Annotated in this window: 13 protein-coding genes; 3 read left to right on the forward strand and 10 right to left on the reverse strand. The window is 67.7% G+C overall.

Features of this window, described 5'->3' with window-relative positions; all coding sequences use genetic code 11:
- Window positions 1–152 precede the first annotated feature (152 nt).
- Together ATK36_RS15060 and ATK36_RS15065 are read left to right on the forward strand one after the other, a co-directional pair.
- On the forward strand, window positions 153–872 hold the full coding sequence (locus ATK36_RS15060; protein WP_245914749.1) for a hypothetical protein: 720 nt from the start codon (window positions 153–155) through the stop codon (window positions 870–872).
- A gap of 123 nt (window positions 873–995) precedes the next feature.
- The gene (locus ATK36_RS15065; RefSeq protein WP_098514906.1) at window positions 996–1,427 is read left to right on the forward strand and encodes a YciI family protein; all 432 of its coding nucleotides are present in this window, start codon (window positions 996–998) and stop codon (window positions 1,425–1,427) included.
- 44 nt (window positions 1,428–1,471) lie between these two features.
- Here the strand turns inward: ATK36_RS15065 and ATK36_RS15070 are convergent, their stop codons facing one another.
- From ATK36_RS15070 to ATK36_RS15105, 8 genes are all read right to left on the reverse strand, one after another.
- Entirely contained in the window at window positions 1,472–2,986 is a 1,515-nt protein-coding gene (locus ATK36_RS15070) for a gamma-aminobutyraldehyde dehydrogenase (RefSeq protein ID WP_245914751.1), read from the reverse strand.
- A 74-nt stretch (window positions 2,987–3,060) separates the two neighbouring features.
- A complete protein-coding gene (locus ATK36_RS15075) occupies window positions 3,061–4,614 on the reverse strand; it encodes an ABC transporter substrate-binding protein (protein ID WP_141544443.1) in 1,554 nt (517 codons plus the stop codon).
- A 135-nt stretch (window positions 4,615–4,749) separates the two neighbouring features.
- Window positions 4,750–6,150 carry an NAD(P)/FAD-dependent oxidoreductase gene (locus ATK36_RS15080; RefSeq protein WP_098512044.1) on the reverse strand — a complete coding sequence of 467 codons (1,401 nt, stop codon included), beginning with the start codon at window positions 6,148–6,150 and terminating at the stop codon, window positions 4,750–4,752.
- Entirely contained in the window at window positions 6,147–7,091 is a 945-nt protein-coding gene (locus tag ATK36_RS15085) for a dihydrodipicolinate synthase family protein (RefSeq protein ID WP_098512046.1), read from the reverse strand. Before ATK36_RS15085 ends, ATK36_RS15080 begins: the two co-directional genes overlap by 4 nt.
- 85 nt (window positions 7,092–7,176) lie before the next feature.
- A complete protein-coding gene (locus tag ATK36_RS15090; RefSeq protein WP_098512047.1) occupies window positions 7,177–9,072 on the reverse strand; it encodes a dipeptide ABC transporter ATP-binding protein in 1,896 nt (631 codons plus the stop codon).
- The gene (locus ATK36_RS15095; RefSeq protein ID WP_098512048.1) at window positions 9,069–9,929 is read right to left on the reverse strand and encodes an ABC transporter permease; all 861 of its coding nucleotides are present in this window, start codon (window positions 9,927–9,929) and stop codon (window positions 9,069–9,071) included. The genes ATK36_RS15090 and ATK36_RS15095 overlap by 4 nt, the downstream gene beginning before the upstream one ends.
- On the reverse strand, window positions 9,926–10,888 hold the full coding sequence (locus ATK36_RS15100) for an ABC transporter permease (RefSeq protein WP_098512050.1): 963 nt from the start codon (window positions 10,886–10,888) through the stop codon (window positions 9,926–9,928). The genes ATK36_RS15095 and ATK36_RS15100 overlap by 4 nt, the downstream gene beginning before the upstream one ends.
- A 3-nt stretch (window positions 10,889–10,891) precedes the next feature.
- Window positions 10,892–11,863 (reverse strand): isoaspartyl peptidase/L-asparaginase, encoded by a 972-nt coding sequence (locus ATK36_RS15105; RefSeq protein WP_098512051.1) that lies wholly within the window; start codon window positions 11,861–11,863, stop codon window positions 10,892–10,894.
- Between the two features lie 89 nt (window positions 11,864–11,952).
- Here ATK36_RS15105 and ATK36_RS15110 point away from each other — a divergent pair, with 89 nt between their 5' ends.
- Window positions 11,953–12,975, forward strand: coding sequence for a LysR family transcriptional regulator (locus ATK36_RS15110; protein WP_098512052.1), 1,023 nt, complete (start codon window positions 11,953–11,955; stop codon window positions 12,973–12,975).
- On the opposite strand, the gene ATK36_RS15115 is transcribed toward ATK36_RS15110, so the two are convergent.
- Together ATK36_RS15115 and ATK36_RS15120 are read right to left on the reverse strand one after the other, a co-directional pair.
- A complete protein-coding gene (locus tag ATK36_RS15115) occupies window positions 12,950–13,816 on the reverse strand; it encodes an alpha/beta fold hydrolase (RefSeq protein WP_170069744.1) in 867 nt (288 codons plus the stop codon). The two genes, ATK36_RS15110 and ATK36_RS15115, sit on opposite strands and share 26 nt — an antisense overlap.
- Window positions 13,809–15,755, reverse strand: a complete 1,947-nt coding sequence (locus ATK36_RS15120; protein WP_098512055.1) for a CocE/NonD family hydrolase — start codon at window positions 15,753–15,755, stop codon at window positions 13,809–13,811. The genes ATK36_RS15115 and ATK36_RS15120 overlap by 8 nt, the downstream gene beginning before the upstream one ends.
- Window positions 15,756–15,858 lie beyond the last annotated feature (103 nt).

A 15,858-nucleotide genomic window follows, 5' to 3' on the forward strand; every position in this document is an offset into this window, starting at 1 on the left:
CGCGGAGTTCCGGCAGTTGATCTCGATCGGGTGTTCCGACGCGTCCTGCTGGGCGGATCAGCCCTTGCCGCCGTGCTTCTCGCGCCGTGGACGATCTATCTCGCCCAGCGTTTCGACGCCACAAACTGGCGCGTTGCGGGGTCGGCTTCGATGTGGCGCTGCTGCTGTGTTTCGCCACCGCAGTCGTACTCGGCGTACGTCGCAGCACCGCCACCGTACCGCTACTCGCCGCGACCGCCGCCTTGCTCTGTTGCGACGCGTGGTTCGACGCCGTGCTCGACTGGCACGGTCCGGGCCTGGCCATGGCTGTGTGCGCTGAACTGCCCATCGCGGCTTTCCTGTCGCTGCGCGCACGCACCCTGCTGTCCGGCGACCTGCAGCGGCGCCCGCTCACCATGCGGGACACGCCGTGCACGCGAATCCAGTCCACCAACGGCTCTTACGCCTCGCACCGGGCACCATCGAGGAGGTCCGCCGCGCTGGCCGACCCTGCCGTCGACGTACCCGCCGCGCTCTACGCACTGACCGAGGCCGGTTACCTACGCCGCGCCCGCGACGGCCGCTGGCACTCGGTCGCCCACGAAACGGCGCCGGCCGAGTTCGACGAACAGGACCGAGCCACCGTCTCGTCCTATCTGGATGCGAAGTACGACCGTGAGCTGCGCATGTTCTCCTGGGCCGCGAAGCACCGTGAGGCGTTCGGGCCATGGGCGGCCGCCCTCACCGCCGAGGACCGCTTTCGACAAGGAGTACGACGAGCTGGTGCTCCGTTACGCCCTTCGGCATCCGCGGCTGGCCCCCGGCCTCGCGAGGTCGCGCTGCGGTTCTCCGTGTTTCCGTCGCCGGAGCCGGCGGATCTCCGCGAGGCCTGAGCGGGCGTCTTTCAAACTTTCGGAAACCGGCTACCGTCGACCTGTCGAAACCCACCCGCGCCGTTCGACGCAGTGGTGAAGCGGGGTCACGACCGTGGCCCCCGCGACCTGGAGGCGATGACGATGCGATTCATGGTGATGGTCAAGGCGACGGCCGACTCCGAAGCGGGCGCGATGCCGAGCACCGAGATGCTGGAAGAGATGAGCCGGTACAACGAGCAGCTGGTCAAGGCCGGTGTCCTGCTCGCCGCCGACGGCCTGCACCCGAGCTCGAAGGGCGCGCGCGTCCGGTTCGAGGGCGGCGAGCGCACCGTCCTGGACGGCCCGTTCACCGAGACCAAGGAACTGGTGGCCGGCTTCTGGATCATGGAAGTAGGCTCGTGGGACGAGATCGTCGAGTGGGTGAAGCGCTGCCCCAACCCGATGCCCGAGCAGACCGGCGAGATCGAAATCCGGCAGATCTTCGAGGTCGAGGATTTCGGTGACCTCGCGACCCCGGAGGTCCGCGCCATCGCCGACGGCGTAGGCGAGCTGCGCCGACCGAACCCCGCGTAGCCGCGCCGGTACCCGGAAAGGCTGTGAAGGGGTCCTTCACGGACTCAGAGTCCGTGAAGGACCCCTTCACAGCCCTGCAACACGGTGTCGTGCCAGGGTTTCCGGACGGCACCGGTGATGTCCGACATCACGTGCTTGAGCTGGGTGTAGTCGTCGAGCGCGTAGGCGGACATGTCCTTTCCGTAGCCGGAGCCTTTCATTCCGCCGTGCGGCATCTCCGAGATGATCGGGATGTGGTCGTTGATCCAGACAGTGCCGGCCTTGATCAGCCGCGAAGCGTTCTGCGCGCGAAAGACGTCGCGGGTCCAAGCAGACGCTGCAAGGCCGAAACGGACGTCGTTGGCGAAGCGGATCGCTTCGGTGTCGTCATCGAAGGGCAGTGCGGTCAGGACCGGGCCGAAGACTTCCTCCTGCACGATCTCGCTGCGCTGGTCGGCATCGACGATCAAGGTGGGCGCGTAATAGGCGCCTCGGGACAGTTCGCCCCCAGGCGCCCCGCCACCGACGACGATCCGCGCGCCATCGTTCCGGGCACGTTCGACCATGGCTGCGACACGGTCGCGCTGTCGCCACGACACCAGCGGGCCCTGGTGGGTGTCCTCGTCGCTGGTGTCACCGAGGCGGACCTGGCTCATCAGGGCCGCCACACCGTCGACGAATTCGGTGAACAGTGACCGGTGAACGTACGCGCGCGTTGCCGCGGTGCAGTCCTGGCCGCTGTTGATCAGAGCTGCGGCAACGGCTCCTCGGATCGCGGCGGGCAGATCAGCGTCATCGAAGACCACGAACGGCGCCTTTCCGCCCAGTTCGAGGTGCAAGCGAGTGCCGTTGGCGGCGGCGAGGCCGGCGATGTGCCTGCCGACGGCGGTGGAACCGGTGAAGGACATCATCGAGATCGACCGGCTGGTGACCAGCGCTTCGCCGGTGACCGCGCCGGGCCCGTTGACGACGTTCACGACGCCGTCCGGCACGCCGGCGCGGGAGCAGGCCTCCGCGAGCATCAGCGTGGTGATCGGCGTGATCTCGGACGGCTTCAAGACGATGGTGTTGCCGGCCGCGATCGCCGGCAGCACTTTCCAGACCGCCATTTGCAGCGGATAGTTCCACGGCGCGATCGAGCCGACCACCCCGATCGCCTCACGCCGGATCGACGAGGTGTGTTCCGGCGAGTACTCCGCGGAGGCGCTGCCTTCCAGCAGCCGCGCGGCGCCGGCGAAGAAGGCGACGTTGTCCAGCGAACCGGGGACGTCGAACTGCCGGGACAACCGGATCGGCTTGCCGGCCTGGGCGGTCTCGACCTCCGCGAGTTCGCCGGCCAGAGATTCAAGCTCGGCCGCCAGCTTCAGCAGGACTCCGGACCGCTCCCCCGGCGTTGTCGTGGACCACTCGGGGAAGGCCGCGGATGCCGCGGCGATGGCGGCTTCGACCTCGGCCGGGCTGTCCGCGGTGAACGTCCAGATCTCGTCGCCGGTCGCGGGATCCACCACTCGGCATTCGGGTCCGCGGCCATCGCCGGAACCGCCGTCGAGGTAGTGGGAACCGGCTGGCTTGAACGTCACGTGATCGACCTCTCGGTGCACGCCCACGCGTCGCCGACGCGGAGAGGATGGTCTCCGCGCCGGCGACATCCGGGCTACTTCGCCTTGATTTCGAGGATGTACGGAGTGTGGTCGGTCGAGTAGGTGTTGAACGTCGGCCAGGTGAAGGCATCCGAGATGGCCAAGTGGTTGTCGCCGGCGTAAAGCGGCACCACGGGCACGTCGTCACCGACGATCTTCAGCAGCTGCGAGTAGACGGAGAACCGGGTGGCGGGGTCCGCCGTGCTCGCGCCCTGCTTGATGAGATCGTCCACCTTCGCGTTCTTGTAGTCGGAGAAGTTGTTCAGGCCGATCGCCGCCGAGTCGCTGTGCAGGGCCTGCTGGGGCATCGCGCCCGGATCCGGGGTGCTGTTGTTGAAGAACGTGTACTGGATGGGCACCGTGGTATGCGGCTGGGACATGGTCTTGGTGTATTCGGCCACCGAGTCGACCTTGACCTTCAGCTTGATGCCGATCTTCGCCAGCTGACCGGCGATCGCCTGGGAAGTGGTGACGAAGCTGCCGTAATTGTAGGTTTCGAGCGTCGCCTCGAAGCCCTGCGGATGCGCCGACTGCGCCAGTTCCTGCTTTGCCTTGCCGAGATCGGACTTGTACGACGGAAGGGCAGCGATCAGCGCGTCGACGTCCGATTTGGACGCGATCGACTGCAGCTGGGCCGGCGGGATGATCGTGTAGTCCGGCGCCGCGCCACCACCGGCGACCTTGATGATCTCCTCGCGGTTGAGCGCGTAGGCGACGGCTCGGCGCACATGCACGTCATTCCAGGGGGCGACCTGCACGTTCATGGTGAACATGCCCTGCTTGGTACCGGGCGCGGACACCAGCTTCGTGTCGGCCGACGACTCGAACCCCCGCGCGTAGGCGGGGAAGGCCACGTCGACCTGTCCCGCGCGGAACGCCAGCGCCTCGCTGGTCTCGTCGGCGAACATCGTCAGGGAGACCGTGGGGATCGAGACCTTGCCGCCCCAGTAGCCGGAATTCGCGGTGAACTCGGCGCCCGTGGTGGGATCAAGGCTCTTCAGCACGTACGGTCCGGTGCCGATCACCCCCACGCCCGGCTTGCCGAAGTCTGCCGGGTGCTCCTGCTGGTGCTTCTTCTGGAAGATGTAGCCCGCCGTCGCCGAGGTGTACTCCCAGCTGACATCGGGCTCCTTGAGCGTCACCGCCACGGTGTACTGGTCGCGCGCCTCCACGCTCTTGACCGCGGAGTACTTCGACGAGTCCGGGAACTTGGGGTTTCGGGCGTAGTCGAGTGAGTTGGCGACATCCGCCGACGTCATCTCGGTGCCGTCGGAGAATTTCACGCCGTGGCGCAGGTGATAGACGTAGGTCGCCGGATCGGGCCGGTCGACCGATTCCGCGAGATTCGGCTCGACCTTCCCCTGCGGGCTGAGCTTCATCAGGAACTCGAGGACATACGAGTCCACCTGCAGCGCGAAGCCACCCGCCGGGTCGACATTGGACAGGTCGGCGCCCACGATTCCCACCCGCAGGTGATCCGTCCCGCCGCCGGCGGCACCGCCCCCCGCGCAGGCGGATGCCAGCAGGGAAAAAGCAGCCGCCATCGCGACGAGGGGTGCCGCGCTCATCAAGCGAACTCTCATTGTTCCGCCTTCATTCTCCGGAAATCACCCGGTGAGTCTCTCATCCGCCCGCGGTGTGTGGTAGTTCACTTTCCTTTGTCCACACACAAGGAAAGCCGTTGCCCGCCCGGCGCGCGCCGCTCAGCCGCCGGACGCCAGCGCCCGCGCCACCCGCTGGGCGGCACTGTCACCGGTCTTCGCCGCCGTCTCCATGCTGCCCAGCTCGGCGAAGTAGTCGCCGGCCAGGTGAACGTTGCGCGACTCGCCGAGCGGACCCTCCAGCGCCGGCTGCAATCTGTGCCGGCCCGGCCGCGCATAGACATTGCCCAGCTTCCAGCGATGTACCTTGGCCGCCGCGACGATACCGCGGGTCCCGGGGTAAAGCCGGTGCAGATCTTCGAGGAAGGTCTGCTTGATCTCTTCGTCCGGCCGCGCCATCAGCCGCGCCGCACCGTCGCCTCCGGCATACACCATGAGACTTCCCCCGGGGGCACGCTCGGCGGAGGTCCGGAGGATCTGCGCGTGGTTGGTGAACATGTCGAAAGATCGCCCCGGGGTCGCGAGCGCATAGACATCGTCCCACGGCTGCGCCGCCACTTCGTTTGTCCGCATCGCCATACTGAGGAACGGACCGTAGGTGATGGCGGACAGCGACTCGGCGGCTACGCGGGAAATCGGAGCCACCAGCGGCGCCGCGATCGGGGCCGGCACAGCGACGATCACATGGCGTGCTTCGGCAACCTCCGCCTGTCCGTCCATTGTGTACTCGATCTGCTGGATGCCCTCGGCACGCGGCGCGATTCGCCGGACCTCGGCGCCGAGGCGGACCCGGTCCCCGAGTTGCCTGCCCAGTGCCTCGGGCAGCACCGACGATCCCCCGACGAGATTGCGGGCGATCAACGATCCGGCCCCGCCCCAGACGAGCGCGAAAAGCCCGATCCCGCTGCCGGCCGAGAGGCTGGCCGGCTCGGCCGTCGCGCGGTGCGCGGCGCAGGCGAAGATCGAAGCCGTCTCGGGCGAGAGATCACCGAGGAACTCCGAGAACGTCCGATCGTCCAAATAGGCCAGACTGCGCTGCCGCAGCTCGGCCTCCGACTCGCCCGGTCGCCGGGACAGCACCTGGTGGTACCGCGCGACGGCTCGCTTGAGGCGCACCCCGGCCCGCGCGAACGCGATCTTCTCCCGCACCGGCAACGGCAGCCGCAACGGGTAGGACTCGATCGGGCCGGACGCCAGAATCCTTTCCTTGTAGGCGATTCCCATCATGCTTCCGGTGATGGGCAAGGTCTCCAGGCCGACGTCCTTGGCCATCGAATCGACGACCCCACCCGGCGCCGGGAAGAGGTGCGCACCGAAGTTCAGCCAGTAGTCGTCGCCGTCCTCGCGCTGAGAGTAGAGCCGGCCACCCAGCCGATCTCCGGACTCCAGCAGCAGGACGCGCTGCTTTCGCAACCGCCACGCGGCCGCCAGGCCGGCCAGACCACCACCGATGACGACGACTTCGAACGGGTCGGATGCTCCGCCGACCTTGTCCGTCCTCATGCGATCGCCCGCGCCGCGTCGATGAGGCCCGCCGCGTCGAGCAGAAGATGAAGCTGCTCGCGCGCCTCGGCGGAAATGGGCCGCAGCGGGGCCCGCGTCGGGCCGAGCGGCAGACCGGCCAGCTCACAGGCCGCCTTGACCGCGGCCGGATAGCCGGCGTCTTCCAGCAAACGGCAGATCGGACGGATCTTCCGCCACATCCGGCGGCCCTGCTCAAGGTCGCGCCGCTCGTGGACCGCCTCGAAGAACTCGACCGCCAGCCGGGGCATGAAAGTGGCTGCGCCCCAGACACTTCCGGTGGCGCCACACGCGAGCCCCTGGAAGGTAAGCGAATCGGAGCCGTTGAACACCCTCAGGCTGCTTCCCTCGGTGTGGGCCAGCAGCTCGTCGACCAGCTGGGCGTCCCCGCTGGAATCCTTCAGGTAACGCACGGCGGGGACCGCTCGCGTGAGTTCGTCGATCTGCCCGGCCGTGATCCGCCCGCCGGTGGCACTCGGGTAGTGGTAGGCCATGATCGGCAATCCGGGCGCCGCGGCGGCGATTTCCGCGTAGTAGCCGATGATCTCCGCCCAGCTCAGCGGATCGTAGAAGGGCGGCACCGCCATCACGGCGGCGGCACCGCGAGCGGCCGCGTGACGCGTCAGCTCGGCCGCGTCGGCCGGACGGAGCGCGCCGACATGCGGGATCAAGGCGACCCGGGACCGCGCGGCCTCGGCCACCGATTCGACGACCGCCATGCGTTCGTCCATCGTCAACGCGGCGAATTCGCCGGTGCTCCCGCACGGAATGACACCGGCCACGCCGCCGCCGATCACGTAGTCCACCAAGGGTGCGATCGAGTCCCGGTCCACTGTGGAACCGTCGCCGCTCAACGGAGTGGCGAGCGCGGCCATAATCCCGCCAAGCTCATTCTTCCCGTGGTCCGGGGGGTGATTTTTCATTCTTCGAGTCTCCCACCGGCGAAAGCAGGCAGGTAGCTTCAGTTCCTTTTCGAGAACCCAAGAATTCCTTTCCCCGCACCGGCTCTCATGCCTCCCCGGCGCTCGCCCGCGATCCGGGAGCGAGCCATTCGGCGCTGGAGTTCGGCACGGACTGGAGCAGGCGGACGGTATACGGGTCCTGCGGGTTGCCGAGCACCTCGTCGACCGGGCCGGACTCGACCACCCGGCCCTTGGACATCACATAGGCACGTTCCACGACCTGCCGGACAATGGAGAGGTCGTGCGTGATGAACAGGTAGCCGATTCCCCACTCGTCACGCAGGGACGAGAACAGATTCAGTATCTGCGCCTGGACGGACACATCCAGCGCGGCCACCGGTTCGTCGCAGATCAGGATCCGGGGCCGCACGGCGAGCGCGCGGGCGATCGCGACCCGCTGATGCTGCCCGCCGGACAACGCCATCGGCTTCCGCTGGGCGTATTCGGAGTCCAGGCCCACTGACCGGAGCAGCTCGGCGATCCGGCGCTCCATGTCCTTTGCGGACGGTTCGTGCACCCGGATCGTCTCTTCGAGGGTCGAGCCGATCGTGCGCATCGGGTTCAGCGAGGAATACGGGTCCTGGAAGATCATCTGCACTTTACGGCGCAGGGCCAGCTGATCCCGGCGGCCGAGCTTCGACCGGTCGCCGGCATCGATTCCGGCGATCTCGATCGATCCGCTCGAAGGCCGCTCGAGACCGGCGATGATCCGGCCGAGCGTGGACTTCCCGGAACCCGACTCGCCAACCAGCCCGACCCCCTCACCGTCACCGACGCTGATCGAAACGGACTGGAGCGCCGTCACCTCCCGCCCTCCACTGTGGAAGATCTTGCCGACGTCGGTGACCGCGATCAGCTTGCCCTCCCCGTCGGCGGCCACCGCCGGCACCGCCGCGCCGGTCGCCCGCGTCCGTTCTTCGGCCAGCTCGGACCTGATCTCCTCGATGCGAAGGCAATCCGACAGCCGCCCAGCACCGATGACGCGCAGCGGCGGTGCGCCGTCGGTGCATTCCGGGCGCACCCATCGGCACCGGGGCGCGAATGTGCACGAACCGGCGACCGAATCGGGCGTCGGGACCGATCCCGGGATCGCCACCAGTTCCGCGACCCGATGGTCCGCCGGCGGCTCGGACATCAAGAGCCCGTGCGTGTACGGGTGGAACGGTTCCGCTTCGAGATCCGCCGCGGGGCCGGTCTCCACCAGTGACCCGGCGTAGAGGACGTTGACCCGGTCGCACATCGAGAACGCGATCCGCAGGTCGTGGGTGATCAGGATCAGCCCCATCCCCCGTGCCTCTTGCAGGCTCTTGATCAGCGCGAGGATTTCCCGCTGCGTAGTGGCGTCCAGGGCGGTCGACGGCTCGTCGGCGATGAGGATCCGGGGCTCCCGCGCCAACGCGGCGGCGATCCCCACCCGCTGCTGCATGCCGCCCGAGAGCTGAAAGGGATGTCTGTCCACTACGGACTCGTCGTCGATACCGACTTCGGCCAGGCGCCGGATCGCCTCGGCCCGGCGTTCCCGGCGGCTCATCCGCTTGCGGACCTCGCGGCGCAAGGACTCTTCGATGATCCGGCCGCACCGGTCCACCGGGCTGAGCATCGTGAACGGATTCTGGCTCACCAGGCCGATCTCGTGCCCCCGGATCGACCGCCATTCCTTCTCCCGCAACGGCAGCAGGTCTCGCCCGCGATAGGTCACCCGACCGGACGCGACGAGCTTCGGCGGCAACAGTCCGGTGATCGCCTTCGCCGTCATCGACTTGCCGCTGCCGGACTCGCCGACGATCCCGACCGTCTCGCCGGGTGCGACGGTCAGGCTGATCTCCGAGACGATGGTGTGGGTGCCCGGCCCGCCCACCCGCTCGATCCGCAGCTCCTGCACATCGAGACCGGCGGTGGCCCCACGAGAGGTCTCGGGCCGGTCGGAGGGAGACTGCGTCATCGGTTGGCTCCTTGTGCGGACAGCCGGTCATAAACCCAGTCACCCGACAGGTTCATGGCCGTGGCGGTGAGAACGATCATGGCCGCGGGGGCGAGAACTCCCACCGGATTGGTGAACAGCAGGCTGCGGCCCTCGCTGACCATCAGGCCCCAGTCCGGGGTGCCGGGAGCCACCCCCAGGCCGAGGAAGGAGAGCCCGGCCAGCGAGACCAGCGATCCCGCGAAGACCAGACAGGCGTTGGCCACCGCGATCGGCGCCACGTTGGGCCAGATATGCCTGATCATGATCTTGGTGTCGGAGAGACCGACGGATCTGGCCGCCTCGACGTACGCGCGGGGCGCCTGTTCGAGCGTCGCCCCGCGGATGATGCGCGCGTCGAAGGGGGCGTTGAGCGCGATCAGCAGCACCACCGAAAGCCAATAGCCACCACCGAAGGTGCCGGCGACCACGATGATGACGAGCAGGCTCGGCAACGAGAACATCAGGTCGGCACAGCGCATGATCACCGCATCGAGCCAGCCGCCGCGATAGCCGGCGAGCAGGCCGAGACCGTTCCCGATCAGGATCGAGCCGAGCGCGATCACGACCGGTCCGACCAGCGCCGTCCGGGCTCCCGCGATGAGCCGGGAGAACACGTCCCGGCCGAGTTCGTCGGTCCCGAGCCAGTGGTCACCGCTGGGTTTGGTCAGGCCCAGCACCAGATCCTGGGCGCCCGGGTCGTGCGGAGCGATCAGGGACCCAAAGACGGCCAGCACCACGATCAGCCCCAGGAACGCGAAGCACGTGACAGCCAGCAGCCCGGCGAAGCCGAACCCCCGGCGGCGGCCCGCCTGATCCGGTATCACGAGATCGGTCATTTCCTGCTCCTCAGTCGGACGCGCGGGTCGACCGCCATGTACGCGAGGTCGGCGATCAGGTTCGTCACCATGACGATCGCGGCGACCAGCATCCCCACCCCTTGAATCGTCGGCAGGTCCTGGCTCGTGGCCGCGCGGACGAGCATCTGGCCGATACCGGAGACGGAGAACGTGACTTCGACCAATACCGCGCCGATGACCAGGAACGACAGGATCATCGCGCTCAGCCCCAGCACCGGGATCAGCGCGTTGCGGAGGATGTAGCGCAGCATCACGGTGGCCGCCGACAGCCCGCGCGCCCGTGCGAACATCACGTAATCCTGGTCCAGGACCGAGATGACCGCGGCGCGGGTGTGCTTGACGACGTAGGCCGCCCCCACGATCGCGAGCGAAATCGCCGGCAGCGTCAGATGCCATACCTGGTCGGTGAATCCGGTGCCGGCACCGAACGCCGGGAACCACTTCAGTTGCACCGCGAACACGTAGAGCATCAAGACACCGCTGACGAACGCGGGCATGCTCAGTCCGACCACGGAGACGGCCACGAGTCCTCTGTCGACACCCCCGCGTCGCTTGAGTGCCGCCAGGACTCCGAAGAGGAGCCCGAACGACATCTCCAGTACAAAGGCGAAGACCGCAAGGAAAAGCGAGGTGGGCAGCCGTGACTTGACCTCGTCCGCGACCGGCAGCGTGGTCTGGATCGAGGTGCCGAAGTCGAGCTGCAGGACGTTCTCCAGCCAGATCCAGTACTGCGTGAGGAACGGCTTGTCCAGGTGGTACTGCTCGGTCAGCAACCGCACGGTCTCGGGGGTGCGTGGCCGCGAACCGAGCAGGATGTCAACGGCGTTGCCCGGAGCCAGGTACAGCAACGAAAAGATGAGGAACGAGATGACGAAGAGCATCAGGACCATGGTGAGGACCCGACGAGCCACGAAGGCGATGATCGCGTTACGGCCCATAGCCTACGCACCTCGCTCGTCGCTTGCTGGTGGCTCTTGACCGGGCCACTCGACGTACACGCTCGGGATCTTCTCCGGCTCGGTGTGGCCGTCGCGCATGACGACGAAGTGCGCATCCGGTGTGGTGCTGAACGACAAGGCAGCGCCGTCGCGATCGAGCGCGAGGACGTTCATTACCGCCGAAGGCCCGACCTGCGCGGCCATCGGCGCCATGTCGTCGAGCACGGCACGTCCCGCCGCCGTCAGATCCTGCCCGCCCGCCAGCCGCGAGATCAGGTCGCGCGCGAGCCCGGCGCGGATCGAAAGCTCACCCAGGCCGGTGCACCCGACCGCGCCGTGCCGGTCGTCGGCGTAGATGCCGGCCCCGACGACCGGTGAATCGCCGACGCGCCCGGGGTGCTTCCAAGCCCAGCCGCTCGTGCTGACCGCGGCTGCCACGTGCCCCCGGGCGTCCCGCGCGACGACGTTCACCGTGCCCGCCACGTGCATGGGGTCCGCGGCCAGCGCGGTCAACCGCGCGAGCGGCTCGCGGAAGAGCTCCAGCCGGCCGGGGAACTTGCCTTCGATCCCGTCTCTCCAAATGCGACGCGTCTCCTCGGTCAGGAGGTCTTCGGCCGGCAACCCGAGGTCGGCGGCGAACCGAGCGGCACCTGCACCGACCAGGAATGCATGGGGAAGCTGCTCCATGACCGCACGCGCAACGCTCACCGGGTGCCGGTGTCCCTTGAGCGCTCCGACGGCACCCACCCGGCGATCGCGGCCGTCCATGATCGAAGCGTCCAGTTCGACCTCACCGACCAGGTTCGGGTAGCCGGCGTATCCGACCGAGTGGTCCGCTTCGTTGTCCTCCACGAGCCTGGTCGCCGCTTCGACGGCATCGAGGGCCGATTCTCCGGCGGCCAGCAGCCGCCATGCCGCCGGAAGCCCGATTGCCGCGTTGTGACTGCCGGCGACGACCACACCATCCAGGCTCACGTTTTTATCTCCGTCTCCGCGGTCGGGACGCCGTCCGCACGCCGAATTTCCGGTCTCCGAATACGGGGTTCACCCGAGGAATCAGCTGAGTGTTCCACGTCACTGACCCAAGTGGTAGCATCCAATACCTTGGTTATGCAAAAGGAGATCTTTTGACTCTTCGCCAGCTCCGATACTTCCTCAGCGCCATCGACCTCGGGTCTTTCACCGCCGTCGCCGCCCATATGCACCTCACCCAGCCTGCGGTAGCGGATCAGATTCGGCAGCTCGAACGGCATCTCGGCGTCCAGCTTTTCGTCCGGCTGGGCCGTGGGCTCCGGCTGACCGACGCGGGCGCCGAGTTCGCCGTCTACGCGCAGCGGGTGATCGCGGCCAGCGAGGAAGCCGAGGAGAGCGTGGCCGATCTGCGAACCCTGCGGAGCGGAACAATGACCTTTGGTGCTTTCGGCGCCCCGGCCCATTACCAATTCGCCGATTTGATCAAGGAGTTCGTGACCCGTTTTCCGGGAATCAAACTGCGCGTGCGCGGCCGTAACTCCTCGGTGACCGCGGACGACGTACGCGAAGGCGAACTCGAAGCCGCGCTCGTCGTGCTCCCCATCGACGACACCGGCTTGAGTGTCCGCCCGGTCGCCAGAGACGAGGTGCTCTTCGCCAGCGCGGATCCCGCGAGTACCCGGCAGCCCGTGTCGGTCGAAGATTTCGTCCGTAGGCCCATCGTGCTGTACGAGACGCAGTATGCGTTCGAGGATCCCACGCGGCGTCAGCTCGCGGCCCGCACGCAGGCGCTCGGCCTGAGCATCGAGGGGCGGATCGAGGTCGAACACCTCGAAACGGCGCTCCAGCTCGTGGCGCACGGGCTCGGAAACACCTATGTGCCGCAGGCCGTCACCAAGTCAGCGGCATTCCCGGGCAACATCAGCACCTGCTCGTTCGCACCGCGGATGTACGACGCGTTCGCGCTGATCACCCGGCGTGGATCCCGGGTCTCGGCACCCATTGCCGAGTTCATGCGGCTCGTCGAGAGCCACATGCGCCTGGTGGCGTCGGGATTCCCGCACGGAGCGGTCCAGCAGGCGGATGATCCTATGCCGGCGGCAGTTCGCGGATAAACTTCTCGATTTCGCCCGCGGTCCGGGCCGGACGTTCCTGCGGGATCGAATGCCCGGCTTCCCCGACCACGACGGTGCTGCCCCACCGGCTGAGGGCGGCGATCCGCGCGCAGCCTTCCGTCATGACCGTGCGCAGCGCCTCCGGCCGATCCCCGCCGACGAGAAACCGGATGGGCACCGCGCTCGGCATCGATTCCAGGGCGACCAGGTCGGGCCACGACTCGCTCTGCGCGCGAATCTCCTGCCAGCTGGTCCGCAAGTTCGCGCGGGTCATAAAGTCGGCCAGGGCCACATCGAGGTCCTGCGGTGACATCTCCTGTGCCCAGCTTCCCGTGCGGTAGGACCGCAAAAGCCTTTCCCGGCCACCCATCCTGACTGTCCACATCAGCCTGAGGTAGAGCGGTCGCACGACGCGGAGCCACTTCTTCGCCGCCGTGATCGTCGGATCGACCAGCATGAGTGCGCGGACGTGCTCCGGACGGCGCTCGGCCAGCAGCCGGACGAGCGGACCGCCCCAGCTGTGGCCGACGAGCACGACAGGCTCTCCGAGGTCAAGCACATCAAGGAAAGCCGCCAGATCTTCGGCCAGGCGGGCCAGGGACCGCGAGCGCCCGTCCCGATCACTGCCCCCGATCCCCGCCCGGTCGTACGCGATGGTCCGGCAGGTGGCGGAGAGGTGCCGCTGCACGGTCACCCAGGTGCCCGCCGTGTTGCCCAGCCCGCACTCCAGGAGCACGAGCGGGCCTTCCTCCCCACCCGTGACGTAGCGGATATTCCGTCCGCCCGGGAGGCCCGCCAGCTGCTCGGTCAGCCCCGCCCCGGGATCGCGTGGCTCAGGCATCGCGCTGCGGCAGGATCGGGAAGACGACCCGCGACGGGTGTACAGATCCATAGTGGACGGTGTTCTCCGCGACGACCGCTTCGGTTTCGTCGAAGTTGTTGCCGCCGGTGTTGAGGTTGCGCTCGTAGTTCGGGAAGGAACTGGAGGAGACCTCGATCCGGATCCGGTGCCCGGCGCGGAAGCAGTTGCCGGTGACCATGTTCGGCAGCGAGATCCGGTAGATCTCCCCTGCGCGCAGGAGATGCTTGGTATCGAATCCGTCCCGGTAGCGCATCCGGAACCCGTCGTCGGCAAGGTTGATAGCCGTGCCGTCCGGGTGGACGTCGACGAGCCGGACGATGAAATCGGTGTCCCGCGCGGACGAGGAGACGAACAGCTCCACCGTGATCGGGCCGACCACCGTCACGGCCTTTTCCAGTGGCGGCGTGCTGTACACGAGCACATCCCGGCGCACCGAGATCGGGCGCTGATCGAGGGCGGCGGCGAACGCGCAGCAGCCACCGCCGAGACTCGGCGTCGGATCCAACGGGTCGTACACGAAGGTGTCGGCCTGCTCTCCTTCCGGAGCCTCGGTCGAGAGCATCCCCGCCTGGTTCCGGAGCCGAGCGCCCGGGTCCGGCGCCAGGAAGTACGTGGTCTCGACCACTTCGGGCAGGGGCCACCGCTCGCCGTGCACCCAGCCCTGGTTCATGACATACGCCTGGACCTTCGGCATGGCCGAGGTGTCGTTGTCCGCGCCCTTCAGCCAGCGCTCGAACCAGGCCAGGAACAGCTTCGGGTACCCGTGATCGACCCCTCGGTAGCGCGCGTCCCCCGCTTCGAGATCGCCGAAGCGGAGCTTCGACAGGTCCGGCGCGGGCATGTCCTGGATCTCGATCGCGGAAAGCCCGCCGAGCAGTTCCTTGGCGTCCGCCTTGGTCATGAGATACGGCGGGTCCTGCCAGACCAGGCAGTGCGGGCCAGGCCCCATGATGAGGTATTGCTCAGCGACACCGAGGCCCTGAAGGTAGGTGAACAGCCGCGCGGTCTCGCCCGCGCCGATGTCGTGCCAGGTGTTGACGTGCAGAGCGGGCACTCGCGGATGGTCGCCCGCACCGATGTGCGCGACTTCGTCCCAGCCCGGATCCGCCGGCGTCCAGGTGATGTACTTGTCGAACGGAGAGCGGGGGCCGCCTGACTGCCGCAGCACGTCCTGGCTCGGCAGGTGCGTCAATTTCTGCACGGTGTCCGGCACGAAGCCGCGTCGCGCCGACATCGAGAAGAAGGTGCGCAACCGCTGCCGCGCGTCCTGTGTGGACGGCTGCGGCAGCACCGGGCGCTCGGTCACCGCCAGCTTCCCGTACCACATCGCCCACAACCGGAGCATCGGGATTCCGCCGCGGTAGAACTGCCCACGCGTGTCGTTCCCGTCGACGTCGCCCACCGCGGTGCCCGAAGCGCACGGAATCATCGCCGCGTGCGCCGGATGGTTACCGGCCGCCATGGGCAACTGGTGCTCCGCCGAACTGGAACAGCCGATGGTGCCGACTTTGCCGTTCGACCAGCTCTGCCGAACGATCCACTCGACGGTGTCGAAGCCGTCCGTACCGGCACCCTGCAGGTAGTCGTCGAACGACCCTTGGGACAGGAAATGCCCGCGCTCGTTCTGCACCACCACCGCGTAACCCTGGCGAAGAAAGAACTCGACCCACCGCATCCGGACGATACCTTCGGCGACGTCCTTGTCGTACGGCGTCCGCACCAGCACCGCCGGAAACGGCCCGGCGACCCCCCGCGGGACGTGCACGTCGGTGGACAGCCGGACGCCGTCCCGCATCTCGACGTACAACTCCTTGTCGGACAACCACTCCTCGACCAGCGCGTCCGGCAGCGGTCCGGTCCAGTAGCCGTCGGTCATCTCGCGTTCCGCCTCACCTTCGATCGGGTCGAGCGCATCCACTCCAGCCGCCAGTCTGACAGCGGGCCGGTGGCGGAAGTAGTCTCAGTTGCTTTGCCGACACAGAAGGGATCTTTTGGGCTCGCCGTGCGGCCGTCGTTGTCCA

The sequence above is a fragment of the Amycolatopsis sulphurea genome, assembly GCF_002564045.1.
In the GTDB taxonomy this organism is placed as follows: domain Bacteria; phylum Actinomycetota; class Actinomycetes; order Mycobacteriales; family Pseudonocardiaceae; genus Amycolatopsis; species Amycolatopsis sulphurea.

What these genes read in the sequence shown, in the direction of transcription:
- ATK36_RS15095 (WP_098512048.1), bottom strand. Translation starts at nt 9,929, where the DNA reads ATGACCGATCTCGTGATACCGGATCAGGCGGGCCGCCGCCGGGGGTTC.
- ATK36_RS15090 (WP_098512047.1), bottom strand. Translation starts at nt 9,072, where the DNA reads ATGACGCAGTCTCCCTCCGACCGGCCCGAGACCTCTCGTGGGGCCACC.
- ATK36_RS15115 (WP_170069744.1), bottom strand. Translation starts at nt 13,816, where the DNA reads ATGCCTGAGCCACGCGATCCCGGGGCGGGGCTGACCGAGCAGCTGGCG.
- ATK36_RS15100 (WP_098512050.1), bottom strand. Translation starts at nt 10,888, where the DNA reads ATGGGCCGTAACGCGATCATCGCCTTCGTGGCTCGTCGGGTCCTCACC.
- ATK36_RS15075 (WP_141544443.1), bottom strand. Translation starts at nt 4,614, where the DNA reads ATGAGCGCGGCACCCCTCGTCGCGATGGCGGCTGCTTTTTCCCTGCTG.
- ATK36_RS15080 (WP_098512044.1), bottom strand. Translation starts at nt 6,150, where the DNA reads ATGAGGACGGACAAGGTCGGCGGAGCATCCGACCCGTTCGAAGTCGTC.
- ATK36_RS15065 (WP_098514906.1), top strand. Translation starts at nt 996, where the DNA reads ATGCGATTCATGGTGATGGTCAAGGCGACGGCCGACTCCGAAGCGGGC.
- ATK36_RS15085 (WP_098512046.1), bottom strand. Translation starts at nt 7,091, where the DNA reads ATGAAAAATCACCCCCCGGACCACGGGAAGAATGAGCTTGGCGGGATT.